The organism is Pontibacter harenae (assembly GCF_020907245.1).
Classification (GTDB): Bacteria; Bacteroidota; Bacteroidia; order Cytophagales; family Hymenobacteraceae; genus Pontibacter; species Pontibacter harenae.
The window spans coordinates 1-16801 of the sequence record NZ_JAJJWH010000002.1; the positions used below are offsets into that span (position 1 = coordinate 1).

A 16801-nucleotide genomic window follows, 5' to 3' on the forward strand; every position below is an offset into this window, starting at 1 on the left:
TAGGTTTATACGAACTAAGAACCTTAAGTTGACGGCATTGCGCGTTACTCCCCCTTCTACTCTATTATTAATTGCACCAAACGCTCACCATAACACCTTGCATATTCTGCCTTACGGATCAACATCTATTAGGTTGCAAAAAAATTATTTTTTTAGATAAAACCATTTAGTAATACCTCAACACACCTAATTGCTTAGCTAGCAACTTTTTTTAGAACATCATTTCAGAGAACTAGGTGCTTAGCACTTGATGTAATATTGTTTCTTTCATCTGTTGCTTTTTGGACATGTAAGGATTGGCAACGACTAGTTCTTATACCAACAAATTTTTACAGAATTACTTTTTTAAGTAATCCTACAATATGAAATTTTTGAAAGAAAAATTTTGAACAGAATTTTTATTGACTCATTTAAATTGTACTTATCTTTTAAAATAATATGTTAAAACACTAATCCACGTACTGAGCAGCTACTACATACACGCTGTGTTTAGAGTGAGGACTCTGATTCGCTTTTTACATCCTAAATAATTCTCTCCCTTTCTTCAAAAGAGAATTAAGATTTTCATATGAATAAGGCTATTCCCGAAGCTTCATCTGTGCTTGTAGCAAAACCCCATAGTCGGCAAAAATTTTTAATAGTTTGTCGATTATATCTCTGGATTGGTTGGTTTTAAACTCCAGTTCATCTAATGTCAGAAAAGGCCGAGCAACCATCCCCCACCAGAAAGCATCATAATGGTAAAAGTCAGGCAGATATGTTTAACAGCACTTAAATTTTTTAGACTTACATATATAAGCAACGCATTAGCCTACACAGTAAAACCATGAAAATAAATCCGATGCCTAATTCTACCACTCATTCACAAAATAAAACCATGAAAAACCTATACCATTTCCTCCTCAGCATAATTTTCCTATCTGTTTCCATGCAAGCTGCTTCTGCGCAGTCAGATCCTATGCTAACAGGTATCATAGTAGACGATAAAGCCCAGGGCGTGGGCTTTGCCAACATTGCTGTGTTAGATGCCAGTACTAAAAATGTGGTAACAGGCACTATAGCAGACATAGACGGCAAGTTTGAGTTAAAAGCACTGCCAAAAGGTAACTACCTGCTCAGCCTAACAGGTCTCGGCTATTTACCTACGCAAACAGAGGCTTTTGTAGTAGATGATCTTTCCTTTAAGAAAGACTTTGGCAAACTCATGCTAATGCCAGACGTGAAAACACTAAAAGAAGTGACTGTGCAGACAATGCGCCCTACCATTGTAAACGAAGCCGATAAAATGGTGGTGAGCGTGGAAGGCACTGCGCTAGCCTCTGGTAGCACAGCCTTCGAAGTGCTGGCCAAATCGCCTGGCGTTTGGGTAGACCAGGATGGGAATATTCAGCTAAATGGTAAAGCAGGTGTGCAAGTTATGATTAACGGAAGGCCATCCTACCTATCAGGTAAGGACCTTCAGAACCTGCTGCAAGGCATGTCCGCTGAAAACCTGAAAGACCTGGAGATCATCACGAATCCTTCTTCCAAGTATGATGCGGAGGGAGCATCTGGCATCATTAACATCAACCTGAAGAAGAACACCTTGTTTGGCATGAATGGCAGTGCTTATGCTGGTTACCAATATAACAAGTTAAGTTCTTACAATGCAGGAGCCGACATTAGCCACAAGAAAGGCAAGTGGAATTCATTTGGCAACTTGGACATGGCCAAACGGATGAACTACCGCGACATGACGATGGACAGAATCTTAAACGTTGATAACGGGAAAGTCTACCTCGAACAGGAAAGCTATGAAGAAGTTGAGCGTTATACTCCGAGCCTGCGCCTTGGAACAGACTATGATATAAACGATAAACATAGCATAGGTGCTGTGGCAAGGCTTAGCTATACCGACTATAACAATTTCTTTTTAACAGACTCTTACTTAAGAGATGGCAACGCAGCCAACGATTTATACATAGATGCCAACAACGCATCAGAAAGTGCTACTACAAATGGCACCTTTAATCTGCACTACACTGGTAAGCTAGATACAGTTGGAACCACACTATCTGCCGATCTGGATTATGCCCAGGTAAACAGCAAAGAACACTATAATTTTCTGAATACTATAGATAGCCTTGGTAACAACGCTCCTACTCAGCGTATGCTGCTCAAAAGCAACAACCCAAACAGATACAGCATTTATGCTGCTAAAACCGATTTTACCACTGCCGTAGGCAAAAAGAGTAAACTTGAAGTAGGTTTAAAAGCCAGCTATGTTGTCTCTGATAATGAACTACGCTTCTACAAATCGTCGGACGGTATAGATGTACTGGACCCTACAAGAAGCAACCACTTTATTTACAAAGAAAATATTTATGCCGCCTATACCAGCTTCTCAACCAAATTCGGGGAAAACTGGAGCCTGAAAGCTGGTTTGCGAGCAGAACAAACTGAATCTAGAGGAAGATCGGTTACCCTTAACCAAGAAACCAAAAGAAGTTACCTGGACCTTTTCCCTACTTTCTTTCTACAGCAAAAAGTAAGCGATAACTACCAGCTCAGCTATAAGTATAGCCGAAGGATTAACCGTCCTTACTACGAGTCCCTGAACCCGTTTATCTTTTTCCTCGACCCCTATACTTGGTCACAGGGCAACCCTTACCTGAGGCCACAGTACACAAACAATTTTGAAGTGACTCAGACTATAAAGCAAAGTTATAATCTGGTATTGGGCTATGCTGTTACAAAAGGCTTTATGGCCGAGGTGCCCACCTACAACAGCGAGGACAATACAACGGTGTTTCAGCAGCAAAACGTTGACGAAATGATAAATGCCAGCGCCACTTTGGTAGCACCAGTAAGCATTTCAGACAAATGGCAGATGAATAATACGGTTACTTCTTATTACCAGAAGTTCACAAAAGTTATAGATGATCAACCTGTACTAAATGAACAGTTTGCAGTTGTAGCACAATCTAATCAGAACATCCAACTCCCACACGGTATCAAAATGGAAGTGAATGCTGGCTATCAAAGTCCTACGGTTTACGGCTTGTATACTGTGGGTGACCAGTGGTGGGTTGATGCAGGTTTTAAAAAGTCTTTCATGAACGACAAGCTGGACCTGACGCTCAATTTCACCGATATATTCAGAAGCCGTTTGTTATTTGTAGAGACTGTACTTGACGGAAATGTAAACTCTATAAACCAATACCAAGGAGCACAAGGCGTAAGGCTGAATCTGCGCTACAGATTCAGCAAAGGCAAAGAGTTTACAACCAAAAAACGGAATGTTAACCTCGAAGAGCTAGACCGTACAGGTAATTAAAAACTTTAAATTTAAAATACAAAGAAGCCCTTGCTACAGCGTGTAGCAGGGGCTTCTTTGTATAAATCAGGAGCTAATATCTGTTCTGACAAATGACAAATGTCAGTATGTAAAAGAAGGTTCATCATCTGGAACCAAATGCTTGTAGCCGTACTTTGTAAGGTTATAGAGTTTAGTTTTATGCAACATAAGAATTTAGATAAACCCATAGTGCTGTGGCTGCTCAGCAGTGTGCTGCTCATCCTGGCAATGGTGGTTATTGGTGGAATAACAAGGCTGACGGGTTCAGGCCTTTCAATAGTGGAATGGAACGTTATTTCTGGAACCCTGCCTCCGCTTTCCGAAGCTGAATGGCTGATTACGTTTCAGAAATACCAACAGTTTCCTGAATACCAGAAGCTCAATACCACCATGACTCTTTCTGGATTCAAACAGATTTTTTGGTGGGAATACCTGCATCGGCTTCTAGGGAGAGCCATCGGTGTGGTATTTATACTGCCATTCCTGTACTTTCTGGCTAAAAGAAGAATTGCGCCGTGGTTGTTTAAAAGGCTCCTGTTTATACTGCTGCTAGGGGCAACCCAAGGGCTGATGGGTTGGCTTATGGTAAAAAGCGGCCTGGTAGATATGCCGCATGTGAGCCACTACAGACTAGCTGCGCACCTGTGCTTGGCACTTGCGCTTATCTCCACCATCCTTTGGACAGTGGCAGACGTGGTGCAGCTAAGGCCTAAGCAAAACGGCTCAACTCCAAAACTACAAATGCTTTCGAAGCTAGTGCTGGCTCTGCTCCTGCTGCAGATTATACTAGGAGCTTTTGTGGCTGGCCTGAAAGCTGGTTTCTACTACAACACCTATCCACTTATGAATGGCGAAATTTTCCCTTCGCAACTGTGGCCTTACCTTAGCTGGACAAGCCTATGGTCTCATGGCACCGTTGTGCAGTTTTTGCACCGCTGGATAGCTATTGTAGCCTTTGCAGCTATCGTGCATTTATGGCGGGTTTCGAGGCGTGGTAATCTTAACTACTATAGCCAAAACCTGATCACGCTGTTGCTGCTTACCACGCTCTTGCAGGTTGCATTGGGTATCACAACCTTAATGCTGGCGGTTCCTCTGGCTTTAGGAGTGCTACACCAGGTGGTGGCGTTTGTGCTTTTCTCAGTAGCTGTGTTGGCAACGCATAGCCTACGAAATAAGAATGTACAAAAAACACCTGATCCACTCTCTGCATTCCATAATCAACAGGAGAGGCAGGTGGCAATAAGGTAATCAAATCGGCAGTTGCTTTCAAGAAAGCAACTGCCGATTTATTTAGGCCGAGAGCTCTTCGTAGTCTTTGCTCTTTGTCAAGTGCGAAAACTTCTCAGCTAGATCTTCAGGTAATTGTGCCAGCTTTCTTTTTACAATGTCTATCCAGGCACCGTCAACGTTTACAACAGCGGCCTTTACGCCATCACCTCTGTAAATTTCGTGCCTGATAGACCAGCGGGAACCATCAGGCCTGCTTTTGGTTAGCTCCAGCGTCACTTTTATGTTATCGTTAATTCCTACTTCGCGCAGATATACCAACTCCTCCCGAAACAGGATTGGTCCGATCTGCAGTTTCTGGAAAACTTTAAAATCAAGCCCCAAGCTATCCAGTACAGCAATACGCGCTTGAGCGGCAAAGTCGGCATAGGCAGAATGACGAAGGTGCATGTTCGCATCCAAGTGCGACCACATCACCTTGCCTTCATAAGTGTTGTTCATAGTGTTTATTTATGTTATCTAATTTAACTTTTAGGATTTTGAAGCATATTTGCATTAAACACCTATATCCTCATTCCACAGGCTTGGCTTTTCCTTTATAAACTGCTGCATCAGGTTATAGCACTCTTCGCTGTCCACCACCTGCACATCTACACCTCTTGATTTCAGCAGTTCCTCCTCACCCAAAAATGTTTTATTTTCACCAATTACAACTCTCGGTATTCCATAAAGCAGCATAGTTCCAGAGCACATCGGGCAGGGAGAAAGAGTCGTGTACATCGTGCATTCCTGGTACACTGAGGCTGGCTGGCGTCCCGCATTTTCCAAGGCATCCATTTCACCGTGCAGCACTACGCTTCCTTCCTGCACACGCTTGTTATGGCCTCTGCCAATTATTTTGCCCTTGTGAACCAGCACCGATCCAATCGGAATCCCTCCTTCTTCGTAACCTTTTCTTGCCTCCTCTATGGCAACTTGCATAAATTCATCCATATCTGTTTTTTCTTTAAAAGCTTGAAGTTTAGGTCTAGAAGATAATATACAGATTTCTAAGCAGAGAAGGTACAGGTTCAAGATACATATATAGACATTCTGTATCGCAAAAGCCTCAATTACCTGAAAATGAAGCCCTAGTTTAACAAATTATTTCTGTGGTTTATAAAAAGCCATCATCTATAGCTTATCAGGTTACCGAGAAACCTTTGATTTTATCTTGCTTACTTTACCCACTTTAGGTTTCAATTTAGCTAGAAAAACAACCAGAATGACACTGAAAGCAATGATTGGAAGCCTTAGGTAAAGCATGCTTTCAAGGTTGCTCAGGTACATGGTGTGAATGTTGGTAACAGCTGTAAAAAAGCCACTGCCCTGCTCGTTAAAGACATGGTGCTGTATAAAATACCAACCCCAGTGCAAACCAATCGGTAAAGCCAGAGAACCCGTTCTGGAGTAGGCATAGGCAAGCATCAGTCCCCACAGCCCCATGTAAAACAACACCCATAGCATCAGTAAAGGATTGCCGAACACACCAAAGCTAAACCAGTGATACATACCAAAGGCAACCGCACTGAGCATGTTTGCTTTTCTATCCCCTAGAAGTGTGATGGCTTTATAAAGCAAGTAGCCTCTAAACAAAAGCTCTTCGTAGAAGACAGTTTGGAAGCTGTTGAACAAGTCACGAAAGACAATGGAATTAAGCATACTTTCATTTGGCAACCACACAAATTGCGCGACAAAGGCAAGCAGCAGTGCTAGTAATATTGCCAAGAAAGCCGTCACTAAGAAACCTAGTAAAATCTCAAAACCTCTTTCTACTGTAGGAGAAAGCCCTAGGACACGCAGGTTCTTCTTCTCCAGCCGAAGCAAAAGCCAGGAAGCGAGCAGTAGTAGGAAGTTTCCAATCATGGGTGCTATGAATGATATTGTGGCAGCAGCTAGTACCCTTTAAGTAAAACAAAAATTCAGTTTACTCCTACTCTTTCATCCCCTAGTTAAATCTCTTTCCAAAATAAGCATATCTTAATACAACCTATAACAGTATGAGAAGGAACTGAAAAATGTTTAGACAAATGAAGCAACGTGAAGTAACAGACGAAAATGCTACAACTTGGGTTTGTGTGCAGGCCTATAGTGGTGGTTTAGGAGGTGAGAAAACAAAAGATCAGGCTGAGAAATTAACTGAAGATACGGATGGCAAAGTACCTGTAGTTTGCACACCAGATGGTGGCGCGCAAAGCATCAGGCTAAAGCTGCCAAAAAACTGGCTGGAAGAACTGAACGACGACAGTCTGCTGAGGGCGATTTCCGCCGCTAAAGATTAACCATTTTGAAGAATAGTCTACAACTTCTGCTGTATAGCTCGCAGCAAAGTTCTTCTTCGTAAACAGCAGAATTTACTGCGAACTGTTTAGTCATGAGGTTTATTTATGTAGTCATAGAATAAACCCGCCGCAATGGCATAAACGCTGTGATGGAATACATCCGTCGCTATTTGCTTAGGTGTCCAGTTAGTTATAGGCTCTGAAGCATTGGCCGCAGGTAGTATAACCTGAGCAGCACCCCATACGGCTGCAAAATGTATTGCTGTGGCAGGGCATCCCGTAACGCCAGCAACGGAAAGTAATCCGCGGGGCATACCCCATGAAGTGCCGTACTGCCAGTGTATCATTTGCGTAAAGCGAGCAGTATGCTCCTCTTTTACTTCTTTGTTTGTTTTGTCAGGCGCAACAGGTTCGCCCTTCAATTCTGAAGCTTCCTCTTTATCGCTTGGTACAACTCCTAGTACCTGCCCAGCTACCGTTGCTGGAGATGAACTTTGCTGTCGCTTCGTAAGCTGCATCTCGATCATCTGTGAAATTGTAATGGCTGCCGTGCCCACTAGTCCTGCCAGTATACCTTTCCCGATGGCATCTCCTACTGTAGCCAATGCCTGCTGTACTTTGTCGTTTTTCATAGCTTATTTTGGATGAAGCAGTGTTAGTTGCCGCTGCTATATGTTATACATATTCAATCTTATACGGCAGTCCCTTAGCTTGTGGTTCTCCTTCCTCAGGTTAAACCTAAGAATCTCTTAACGCTATTCATAAAAGTTGGCAGACACTAAAGCAGGTTTTAGATTTTATATTCAGAAGGAAATACATATAGCGCAACTATTTGCCTATATCACATTTAAAGTACACTTCATCATAACCTGGCGCAGGCTTATCATCAATTCTGGCAATTCTGTCCAGCCTTATTTCTTCGCCTGTGGTAAGCACCAAATACTCCTCCTCTTCTTTTGTTACCAGCTCTTTTAAAGTAGCATGTCTGGTAAAAAACTCGTTTATGTCGCTGAAGAACTGGATACGTGCTGCGGCTCGTTTGGCTGCCAAGGCCTTTAGTTCTTCATGAAAAGTAGTATCAATTGGTTTATAGGAAGTGCTCATGTGTCAGAGTCTTTTATTTCTTAATTTCAAAATATTATCCTGGTGCTTATACGTGACCTACTGCGTATTATGATGCTTCACTTTAAAATAAGGTTTCTTTCTATGCCAGGTATACCTACAGAACAAAGGAAACTTTTAACGTATACAGGTATAGCTAAACAAGTATACTATGAAAACAAATATAAAAAATTATCAATGGAAGGCGCTTGGATTAGGCGCAGTGGCAGGTATGCGATCTTTGACAGCACCCGCTATTCTAAGTCATCAGCTAAGCTTGGCTCCAGCTGGTGGATTGCAGAACAGCCCGCTTAAATATTTACAAAAAGGACCCGTTGCTACGGGGCTTAAACTTTTGGCTGCTTCTGAAATGGCAGGAGACAAACTTCCTGATGTTCCTGATAGAATTACCTTAGCCCCCATCCTGTTTCGAACCGCAGCAGGTAGTGCAGTAGGTGCAGCCGTGTTTATAGCAAATCAGGATCGTGCGGTTACAGGTGCTGTATTAGGTGGCCTAGCCGCCATAGCAGCAACATACGGAAGCTTTTACCTGCGCAGGTTTTTAAACAGAAATGTAAAGCTGCCAAATGTTTTGTCTGGTGCAGTAGAAGATGCAATTACGATTGGTAGTGGTATAGTTGTGACTAAATTCAGCTAAAAACCTTCCTCTCCCGATAAACCCAAAATGGTAAAAACTATAAAAGCCGCTACAGCAAAACTGTAGCGGCTTTTATGTTGAACAAGGTTTCTCTCTATGCTCTAGCCAGATGCCTTAAATGAGCCACATGCGAGGCTACAGCTAAACGCATTTTGGGAAATTCGTTATAGGTAACGCCATAATCAGCACAAGCTTGCTTTATAATCTTGCTTATGGCTGGATAATGTATATGCGATATTTTTGGGAAAAGGTGGTGCTCAATTTGAAAGTTCAAACCGCCTGCCAACCAAGTAATTAATTTGTTATTTGTAGCGAAATTCGCTGTCGTTTTAAGTTGGTGAATCGCCCACTCGTCTTCTAATCTGTTCGTGTCGATTAAAGGAACTGGAAAGCTTGTTACCTCTACTGTATGCGCCAACTGAAAAACAATACTCATGACGAACCCTGCAAAAAAGCCGTAGAGCAAAAAACCTAACAGCCAAGGCAGAAAACCAACCATGAATATAGGTAGTACTACGAAGAACCCTGCATGCAAAGCCTTAAATCCCCAGAACGAAATATGATCATTCCGCTGCATTTTTTTAAGCGGTAGCGCTCCTACTCTTTTCGTAAAGTATTTCTGATAATCAGAGAAGAACACCCAATAAAAGAACAGCATGGAGTAAGCTAACCAAAAATACAGATGTTGGTAGCGGTGAAAAAACAGACGTTTTTGGCTTTCGCAAAGTCGCAACATAGGTCCTGCATCAATATCATCGTCAATGCCATCGACGTTGGTATAGGCATGATGGATCACGTTGTGCTTTGTGTTCCACATAAACACATTGGCTCCAAGTACATTTAGCGATAAGCCAGCCAGTTCATTTATCTTTTTAAACTTACTAAAGCTGCCGTGCGAACCATCGTGCATAATGTTAAAACCTATGGCTGAAGTTAAACCTCCCAGCACAATGCATTCCAGCAAAGCAAGCCACCCTACGGGCGTAAAAAATACCAAATGCACATATATACCAATCAAGCTTAGCGACAACACAATTGCTTTGGTGTATAATTTATAGTTACCAGTGGTAGGAATTTGCGCCTCCTCAAAATAAAGGTTGATGCGTTTTTTAAGTTCAGCGTGAAATGACTGTTGCTGTACAGAGAATTTTGGTGCAGCCATGCAAAAATATTAGGTATGAACTGTTAGTACTGCCAAAACTATGCCACAGGGATTTATTCAGCAGATATAGCAAAGTTAACGTAATAAATACCTATCTCGTTATTAAAATAGCTAATAAAACAGTGAAATTTTTTCTTCAGTACATGTCGCTAAATAACAGCCCCTAACGCTTAGAAGCCTTAGTTTGCTAGACAACGAGCTAATCTCATGTATATCATTGCTTTGATTAAACAAAATCAGGTACCAAAAACGCTTTACACTTTTCTTATAAACAAATGTTTTTTGTATCATTAAAAGCACCTAAATACAGGTTTTAACCAGTGCTTTCATCCATTCTAAGAAGGTAATATATCTATAGTAGTCTTCCTCCGTACATAAAACTGTTTTCCCGAAATAGTATTAACCACAAATTGAATGATGGAACAACAGTATCTCTGGTGGCAAAAAGAAGTTATATATCAAATTTACCCGCGCTCATTTCAGGATAGTACTGGCGACGGTGTAGGTGATTTGAAAGGTATTATAAGCCGTTTAGATTATCTGCAGTGGCTCGGTATAAAGGCTGTGTGGCTATCGCCTATATACCCTTCTCCAATGGCCGACTTCGGATACGATGTTTCAGACTATTGCGGCATACATCCGCTTTTCGGCACTATGGAAGACTTTGATGAACTGTTACAGGAAATCCATAAGCGGGGCATGAAGCTGATTCTGGACCTGGTACCTAATCACTCTTCTAACGAACATCCGTGGTTTCTGGAGTCAAAATCCTCGCGCGACAACCCTAAAAGAGATTGGTATATATGGAAAGATGCTGCTGAAGATGGGGGTGAGCCGAACAACTGGCTCAGTGTTTTTGGCGGTAGCGGCTGGGAATGGGACGAGCATACGCAGCAGTACTACTACCATGCTTTTCTGAAAGAGCAGCCCGACCTGAACTGGCGAAACCCTGAGGTGCAGGAAGCCATGATGGGTGTAATGCGATTTTGGCTTGAGAAGGGAGTAGATGGTTTTAGGGTTGACGTTATTTACCACATCATTAAGGATGATAAGTTTAGGGACAACCCGCCCAACCCAGACTACAAGCCTAGCATGTCTACTTACGAACAGCAACTGGCCTCCTATTCTACCGACCAGCCTGAGGTTCATGATATCGTTAAAATGATGCGTAACCTGCTAAATCAGTATGACGAGCGGCTGCTAATTGGCGAGATTTACCTGCCTATCCACCGCCTTGTAACCTATTATGGAAATGAGCTGGACGGCGCGCACCTGCCTTTCAACTTTGTGCTGATAAACATTGACTGGAACGCTACCAAAATAGCTTCTGTGATAAATGAATATGAGGGAGCTTTACCAGAGGGTGGTTGGCCTAACTGGGTAATCGGAAACCACGACCAGCCCCGCATTACCAGCAGGGTGGGCAACGAACAGGCGAAAATAGCTGCCATGCTGCTACTTACGCTCAGAGGCACGCCAACCATGTACTATGGCGACGAATTAGGCATGCGCGATGTACCAATTCCGCAGGATGAGGTGCAAGACCCGCAAGGGCTTAATATGCCCGACCTGGACCTTAGCCGCGATCCTGCCCGCACTCCCATGCAGTGGAACGATAGTGAGAATGCTGGTTTCACCGAAGGTAAACCTTGGCTGCGCCTAGCCAAAAACTATAAGCGTGTAAATGTAGCGAAGCAAAAAGACGATGAATATTCCATGCTCAGCTATTACAAGCGTTTAATCGAGCTGCGTCAGCAGGAACCAGCTTTGCATGTAGGCGCTTTCGAACCAGTCTTTACCAATAGCAGCATCATCAGCTATATCCGAAAGCATGAGCAAACGCAGTTCCTGGTAATACTAAACCTTAGCCACAAGCCTTGCAAGTTTGCACCTGAGCATCATCACTACAAAGGAACAGTCGTTTTAGCAACAGATCCAGAGCAAGAAGGAAGCACACTAGACAAAACCATTGCACTCGCTGGCGATGAAGGATTGATCGTTCAGCTGGATGCTTAATCATGAGAAAGGATTGATAAAATTAAAAATGTTTATAGCTGAGTATAAGGCAATGTGAATTGTCTCTTTATCATGTGGGCTCCTTTAGCTTTGCCTGAGCTTGTATATTTACAAGCAATGCTCAGTCAATAGATACTTCCCACGGCTGGTTTAGAGTAAGGCCGTTTATAACATATTTCCTGCTTCCTTAGCTTCAGCATAAGCTGTATACCTAACAAAGAACTTTATGAATGTGTACTTTTCACAAGAAGTGAATTTTTACTACTATTTTTATAATTTCTGATTCTGTTTTTTGATAATAATGAAAAGGTGTGTTAAATTTCGCTATTCAAGCTCTTAACTCACCTTTTATATGACTAAAAATCTATCTAAAATTCCTTTTCTCCTGCTGATGGCCATAGTAGTGGCTACGTTTTTTTTACCCTCTGTACCTAGCACGACAGAAAATGGAGAGATTAACGGGGCAGACACTGCCTGGATGCTGACTGCCGCCGCGTTAGTATTAATCATGACACCAGGCCTGGCTTTTTTCTACGGCGGCATGGTGAACAAAAAGAATGTTCTGTCTACTATGCTACAGAGTTTTATCTGTATGGCTGTTGTAACGGTTATCTGGGTGGTATTTGGTTTCAGCCTTGCCTTCGGAGATTCTATAGGAGGTATTTTTGGTGACCCAAGAACCTTCTTTATGATGAATGGCGTGATTGATGGTGCTCCATGGGTGGCCGCTCCAACTATCCCCCTAGTGCTGTTCGCTATGTTTCAGCTAAAGTTTGCCATCATAACACCTGCCCTTATCACCGGAGCATTTGCTGAACGTATTCGGTTCATATCATATGTTCTCTTTATCGGTTTATTTATCGTTTTCATTTATACGCCACTGGCACACGCCACCTGGCACCCCGACGGCCTTTTGTTTAACTACGGTGTATTAGATTTTGCAGGAGGTACTGTTGTACACATGTCGGCTGGCTGGGCTGCTTTGGCCTCTGCTTTGTACATGAAAAAGCGTAACGATACGAATCATGCACCTGCACACATCTCATATGTATTATTAGGAACAGGTTTACTTTGGTTTGGCTGGTTCGGCTTTAATGCAGGGTCTGCTATGGGCGCAAACTCATTAGCTGCGATAGCACTTGCTACAACTACAACAGCTTCGGCATCAGCTGCTATTGCCTGGGTATTTTTCGATGCAGTAAAAGGCCGTAAGCCATCTGCGATGGGTACTTGTATTGGTGCTGTGGTAGGCTTGGTTGCTATAACACCTGCTGCTGGTTTTGTTACCATTCCTCACTCTATCGCTATCGGTGTCATTGCTTCTATCATCAGTAACTTGGTAGTTGACTGGCGTACCAGAACAAATATAATAGATGACACACTGGATGTTTTCCCTTGCCATGGTGTAGGTGGTATGGTAGGTATGCTTTTAACAGGCGTGTTTGCAAACCAAGCCATCAATGGTGGCAACGAAACAGGCAATGGTTTAATTTTTGGAGAAACCACTTTATTCCTGGTGCACCTAATTGCATTAGTTGGGGTTTCTATCTTTGCCTTCTTCGGTTCGCTGCTCCTACTTAAAATAACAGATCTGATCACTCCACTGCGTGTAACACCTGCTGAAGAAGTAGAAGGACTGGATTTGAGCCAGCACGACGAAACTATGTCTTATGAAGAGATAAAGAAACCAGAGCATGCTGTAGCCTATTAACCACAGCTGTTCATCTTAGACTATACAAAAAAAGCGCCTCAGGAATAATCTCCTGAGGCGCTTTTTACTTGTACGAGTTGCTGAAACTTAATCAGCCAATTTTCCTTCTAAATCCTCAACCTCTAGCATAAGCTCTTCCCACTTCTCCTGTTTTGCATTCAGTTCTTTCTGAACAGTCTGAAATTTAAGCGAGGTTTCCTGTAGCAGATTTACATTACTATAAACTTTCGGATCAGCAATTTGAGTCTCGTAGGCTGCTAACTCCTGTTCCAGTCTTTGTATAGCTTTCTCAACCTCATTTAGCTTCTTGTTCGCCTGCTTCAACTGGTTGTTCAGCGCGTTATATTCAGAAGTATCTCGTTGCTGCTTTGGTTTAACCTCTTCCTGCTTTGCAGCAGGCGCGTTGACTGCTTCTTTTTTAGCCTCTTTCTCTCGTTTCTCCTGGAAAGCTTCATACTCGTGGTAAGTACCAGGATATTCCTTCAGCTGATAATCCTCGATGTACCATATTTTGGTTGCCACATTCTCTACAAAGTAGCGGTCGTGCGAAATCACGATAAAGGTACCTTCATACTGCTCCAGCGCCTGAATCAGTATGTTAACCGACTGCATGTCCAAGTGGTTGGTAGGTTCATCGAGCATCAGGAAGTTGGCTTCTGATATAAGCGTTTTCGCCAGCGCCACCCGCGACTTTTCACCTCCCGACAGCACCTTGATCTTCTTGAAAACAGTTTCGCCTGTAAAAAGGAAAGAACCAAGTAAGGTTCGCAGTTCTACCTCCGACTTGCCAGAACCTGCCTGCTGTAGTTCCTGTAGTATCTCGTTGTCTACTGAAAGCGACTCCAACTGGTGCTGTGCATAAAACGACATGATCACGTTGTGGCCCAGTTCACGCTTCCCTTTGATTGGCTCGGTACCCGCAATAATTCTTAATAGTGTAGATTTACCTTTACCGTTACCACCGACTAGAGCTATTTTATCGCCTCGCTCCACATGCACGTTGGTGTCTCTAAAAATGAGCTTATTGCCGTAGCTCTTACTCATGTGCTCCAATCGAAATATATGACGACCTGGCTGGGTGCTGAATTTAAAGCTAAAATTCACCTTAGCTGCATCAGGAGCTACGTCCTCAATACGATCCATGCGCTCCAGTTGCTTCATACGGCTTTGGGCTTGCTTTGCCTTGGTCGCCTTCGCTTTAAATCGTTCTATGAAGCGTTCTGTTTGCTTTATATGGGCCTGCTGGTTTTCGTAAGCTCCTTTTTGAATTTCATTTCGAAGTGCTTTCTCTTCTATATAAAAACTATAGTTGCCTGCATACACATTCAGTTTAGCGTTGGCTACCTCTACCGTTATATTGGTGGTTTTATCAAGAAACTCACGGTCGTGCGATACCACCACTACAGCACCTTCAAATCGCTCCAAATATGTCTCTAGCCATTTGATAGAAGGTAAGTCCAAGTGGTTAGTAGGCTCATCGAGCAAGAGTAGCGAAGGCTTTTGCAGTAGAATTTTTGCCAACATCACGCGCATGCGCCATCCACCAGAAAAAGAGGCTAACGGCTGTTGCAACTCCTCTGTCGTAAAGCCCAGACCTTCCAAAATGGCTTCGGCACTTGCTTGCATGGAGTAACCTCCAAGTGCTTCAAAACGCTCCTGCAGTCCCGCCAGTTTGTCAACCAACTCATCCCGATAATCAGTTTCAAACTCTACCAGAACCTTCTCTATCTCCTGTTGCAGAATTAGTGCCTCTTCAAAGGCTTGCATGGCTACCGAAAGTATACTTTCATGCGTTTCGTAACTCAGCAAATCCTGGTTCAGAAACCCAATAGTGGTTTCCTTACTCATTTGTATACTACCACTATCAGGAGTATATTCTCCTACAATAATGCGCAGCAGCGTAGATTTACCTGTGCCGTTTAAGCCAATTAAACCAATTTTATCTTTAGGTTTTATATGAAGGTTGGCATCCTCGTACATCGGGCGGCTGCCAAAATGGAAATTCAGGTTATTGATAGAAATCATGTGCTCTGGTAACTATAAGCTGCAATTTACTTAATTTTTTGCGCAAAGACAGGAGATGGCTACAGATATAGCTTATGTAAGCTCACACTCATATATTTTAAACGATGTATAAGCAACTTAAATAGTCAAACGCTAAGCATGAAGCAAGCTTGAAAACAAACTAATACTGGAGAAATTGATTATATTTAGTTGTAGAGTATTTGCCCCTACTAAACATTATGCCTGCCGCCACGTTTCATAGTTTTGTGTGTCAGCTTTGGGAGAAGCCTTCTTTCAGTAAATTTGATTTGTGCTTTACCCGATTTGATAGATAAAGATTATACAGCTAATGCCAGAGCTTTTCATGCTGAAAACTCAACGAAAAGGGGCCAATCTGTTTATTGGCTAAAACTAAACGTTTCATGATTGCAATTACATCGCTATTAGATCGGGTGCATTCTGATCGAGTTTTAGAACTTATCAACCAGTTAGAGACAAACTTCGGCTTGAAGGGGGTTAAAATTACGCCTTACCCACACCTAACCCTGATGATGGCAGAGGTACCAGATATTGAAGAGATGAAGACCTATCTGGACCAGGTCTGTTTCGAAACAGCTCCCTTCTCCATACGCACTACAGGTTTGGGTATCTTCCCTGGCGAGACTCCTGTGATTTTTATTCCTGTACTACGAACAGCCCAGCTTAACCAACTGCATGCCCGCTTGCACCGCGACATTGCCGAAATGAGTAGTGAAATGGGCGTATATTATAACCCTAATTTGTGGCTACCACATATTACACTGGCCCTTGGCGATACTTCGCCAGAAGTGCTGGGACCAATTCTAACCTTTTTAGGACAGTACAACTTTAATTGGGAGATTAAACTCGATAACCTTACGCTGCTGCAGAAATGCGGTGATTATTACCTAAAAGAAGAGCATTTTAAATTCGGTAGAGCTGAGCTGATCAGCTAAGAATTTGTTTAGAGCGAAACTTCAACGCAGCAAAAGGTCTACGTAACCTTACCCATAGTTTTGTAGCCAAATTTTTTTTCTTAGCTGCAAGAATTTGCTTTTCTAGTGTTTTACAGGCTTCAACACAGCATAATTCTTCCTCCTCTTTTTTATTTCACTTTCCAGTACAGAAATTCCGATTTGTTTCATAAAAAATGAAGGTGCATTTATTGGCTCCTATCAAAAACTTTACAAATCTGAGGGAACCCAATCTACTCATCTACAAGTTCCGCTTCCTTTATTAGTCC

The 16801-nt window shown here is 42.6% G+C and carries 14 protein-coding genes; 7 read left to right on the forward strand and 7 right to left on the reverse strand.

The annotated features are described in order from the left end of the window. Nucleotides 1-877: 877 nt before the first annotated feature. Together LN893_RS01345 and LN893_RS01350 are read left to right on the forward strand one after the other, a co-directional pair. A complete protein-coding gene (locus tag LN893_RS01345) occupies nucleotides 878-3316 on the forward strand; it encodes a TonB-dependent receptor domain-containing protein (protein WP_229967530.1) in 2439 nt (812 codons plus the stop codon). 180 nt (nucleotides 3317-3496) lie between these two features. Continuing rightward, nucleotides 3497-4588: a COX15/CtaA family protein gene (locus tag LN893_RS01350; RefSeq protein ID WP_229967532.1), complete on the forward strand. Its 1092-nt coding sequence runs from the start codon at nucleotides 3497-3499 to the stop codon at nucleotides 4586-4588. Between the two features lie 42 nt (nucleotides 4589-4630). Here the strand turns inward: LN893_RS01350 and LN893_RS01355 are convergent, their stop codons facing one another. The 3 genes from LN893_RS01355 to LN893_RS01365 all read right to left on the reverse strand — a co-directional run bounded on the left by LN893_RS01355 (nucleotide 4631) and on the right by LN893_RS01365 (nucleotide 6472). After that, entirely contained in the window at nucleotides 4631-5068 is a 438-nt protein-coding gene (locus LN893_RS01355) for an acyl-CoA thioesterase (protein ID WP_229967534.1), read from the reverse strand. Between the two features lie 54 nt (nucleotides 5069-5122). After that, a complete protein-coding gene (locus tag LN893_RS01360; protein WP_229967536.1) occupies nucleotides 5123-5560 on the reverse strand; it encodes a nucleoside deaminase in 438 nt (145 codons plus the stop codon). Between the two features lie 195 nt (nucleotides 5561-5755). Continuing rightward, a complete protein-coding gene (locus tag LN893_RS01365) occupies nucleotides 5756-6472 on the reverse strand; it encodes a CPBP family intramembrane glutamic endopeptidase (RefSeq protein ID WP_229967538.1) in 717 nt (238 codons plus the stop codon). Between the two features lie 164 nt (nucleotides 6473-6636). Here LN893_RS01365 and LN893_RS01370 point away from each other — a divergent pair, with 164 nt between their 5' ends. Then, nucleotides 6637-6888 (forward strand): hypothetical protein, encoded by a 252-nt coding sequence (locus LN893_RS01370; protein ID WP_229967540.1) that lies wholly within the window; start codon nucleotides 6637-6639, stop codon nucleotides 6886-6888. Nucleotides 6889-6974: 86 nt separating this feature from the next. Here the strand turns inward: LN893_RS01370 and LN893_RS01375 are convergent, their stop codons facing one another. Beyond that, nucleotides 6975-7520 carry a hypothetical protein gene (locus LN893_RS01375; RefSeq protein ID WP_229967542.1) on the reverse strand — a complete coding sequence of 182 codons (546 nt, stop codon included), beginning with the start codon at nucleotides 7518-7520 and terminating at the stop codon, nucleotides 6975-6977. Nucleotides 7521-7716: 196 nt separating this feature from the next. Continuing rightward, nucleotides 7717-7992 carry a hypothetical protein gene (locus LN893_RS01380; protein WP_229967544.1) on the reverse strand — a complete coding sequence of 92 codons (276 nt, stop codon included), beginning with the start codon at nucleotides 7990-7992 and terminating at the stop codon, nucleotides 7717-7719. Nucleotides 7993-8161: 169 nt separating this feature from the next. Here LN893_RS01380 and LN893_RS01385 point away from each other — a divergent pair, with 169 nt between their 5' ends. Then, nucleotides 8162-8647 (forward strand): DUF4126 family protein, encoded by a 486-nt coding sequence (locus LN893_RS01385; RefSeq protein WP_229967545.1) that lies wholly within the window; start codon nucleotides 8162-8164, stop codon nucleotides 8645-8647. Nucleotides 8648-8741: 94 nt separating this feature from the next. Here the strand turns inward: LN893_RS01385 and LN893_RS01390 are convergent, their stop codons facing one another. Then, nucleotides 8742-9809, reverse strand: coding sequence for a fatty acid desaturase family protein (locus tag LN893_RS01390; protein WP_229967548.1), 1068 nt, complete (start codon nucleotides 9807-9809; stop codon nucleotides 8742-8744). Nucleotides 9810-10223: 414 nt separating this feature from the next. Here LN893_RS01390 and LN893_RS01395 point away from each other — a divergent pair, with 414 nt between their 5' ends. Next, the gene (locus LN893_RS01395; RefSeq protein WP_229967550.1) at nucleotides 10224-11825 is read left to right on the forward strand and encodes an alpha-amylase family glycosyl hydrolase; all 1602 of its coding nucleotides are present in this window, start codon (nucleotides 10224-10226) and stop codon (nucleotides 11823-11825) included. A 352-nt stretch (nucleotides 11826-12177) separates the two neighbouring features. Beyond that, nucleotides 12178-13536, forward strand: a complete 1359-nt coding sequence (locus LN893_RS01400; protein ID WP_229967552.1) for an ammonium transporter — start codon at nucleotides 12178-12180, stop codon at nucleotides 13534-13536. A gap of 87 nt (nucleotides 13537-13623) precedes the next feature. Here LN893_RS01400 and LN893_RS01405 read toward each other — a convergent pair whose 3' ends face one another. After that, complete coding sequence (locus LN893_RS01405; protein ID WP_229967554.1) at nucleotides 13624-15561, reverse strand: ABC-F family ATP-binding cassette domain-containing protein; 1938 nt, start codon at nucleotides 15559-15561, stop codon at nucleotides 13624-13626. A 401-nt stretch (nucleotides 15562-15962) separates the two neighbouring features. Between LN893_RS01405 and LN893_RS01410 the strand changes: the two genes are divergently transcribed. Next, nucleotides 15963-16514: a 2'-5' RNA ligase family protein gene (locus LN893_RS01410; protein WP_229967556.1), complete on the forward strand. Its 552-nt coding sequence runs from the start codon at nucleotides 15963-15965 to the stop codon at nucleotides 16512-16514. Nucleotides 16515-16801: the final 287 nt, after the last annotated feature.

Bases quoted from the DNA above. Each gene is read 5' to 3' on its own strand.
- LN893_RS01345 (WP_229967530.1), top strand. From the start codon at position 878: ATGAAAAACCTATACCATTTCCTCCTCAGCATAATTTTCCTATCTGTT.
- LN893_RS01350 (WP_229967532.1), top strand. From the start codon at position 3,497: ATGCAACATAAGAATTTAGATAAACCCATAGTGCTGTGGCTGCTCAGC.
- LN893_RS01355 (WP_229967534.1), bottom strand. From the start codon at position 5,068: ATGAACAACACTTATGAAGGCAAGGTGATGTGGTCGCACTTGGATGCG.
- LN893_RS01360 (WP_229967536.1), bottom strand. From the start codon at position 5,560: ATGGATGAATTTATGCAAGTTGCCATAGAGGAGGCAAGAAAAGGTTAC.
- LN893_RS01365 (WP_229967538.1), bottom strand. From the start codon at position 6,472: ATGATTGGAAACTTCCTACTACTGCTCGCTTCCTGGCTTTTGCTTCGG.
- LN893_RS01370 (WP_229967540.1), top strand. From the start codon at position 6,637: ATGAAGCAACGTGAAGTAACAGACGAAAATGCTACAACTTGGGTTTGT.
- LN893_RS01375 (WP_229967542.1), bottom strand. From the start codon at position 7,520: ATGAAAAACGACAAAGTACAGCAGGCATTGGCTACAGTAGGAGATGCC.
- LN893_RS01380 (WP_229967544.1), bottom strand. From the start codon at position 7,992: ATGAGCACTTCCTATAAACCAATTGATACTACTTTTCATGAAGAACTA.
- LN893_RS01385 (WP_229967545.1), top strand. From the start codon at position 8,162: ATGAAAACAAATATAAAAAATTATCAATGGAAGGCGCTTGGATTAGGC.
- LN893_RS01390 (WP_229967548.1), bottom strand. From the start codon at position 9,809: ATGGCTGCACCAAAATTCTCTGTACAGCAACAGTCATTTCACGCTGAA.
- LN893_RS01395 (WP_229967550.1), top strand. From the start codon at position 10,224: ATGATGGAACAACAGTATCTCTGGTGGCAAAAAGAAGTTATATATCAA.
- LN893_RS01400 (WP_229967552.1), top strand. From the start codon at position 12,178: ATGACTAAAAATCTATCTAAAATTCCTTTTCTCCTGCTGATGGCCATA.
- LN893_RS01405 (WP_229967554.1), bottom strand. From the start codon at position 15,561: ATGATTTCTATCAATAACCTGAATTTCCATTTTGGCAGCCGCCCGATG.
- LN893_RS01410 (WP_229967556.1), top strand. From the start codon at position 15,963: ATGATTGCAATTACATCGCTATTAGATCGGGTGCATTCTGATCGAGTT.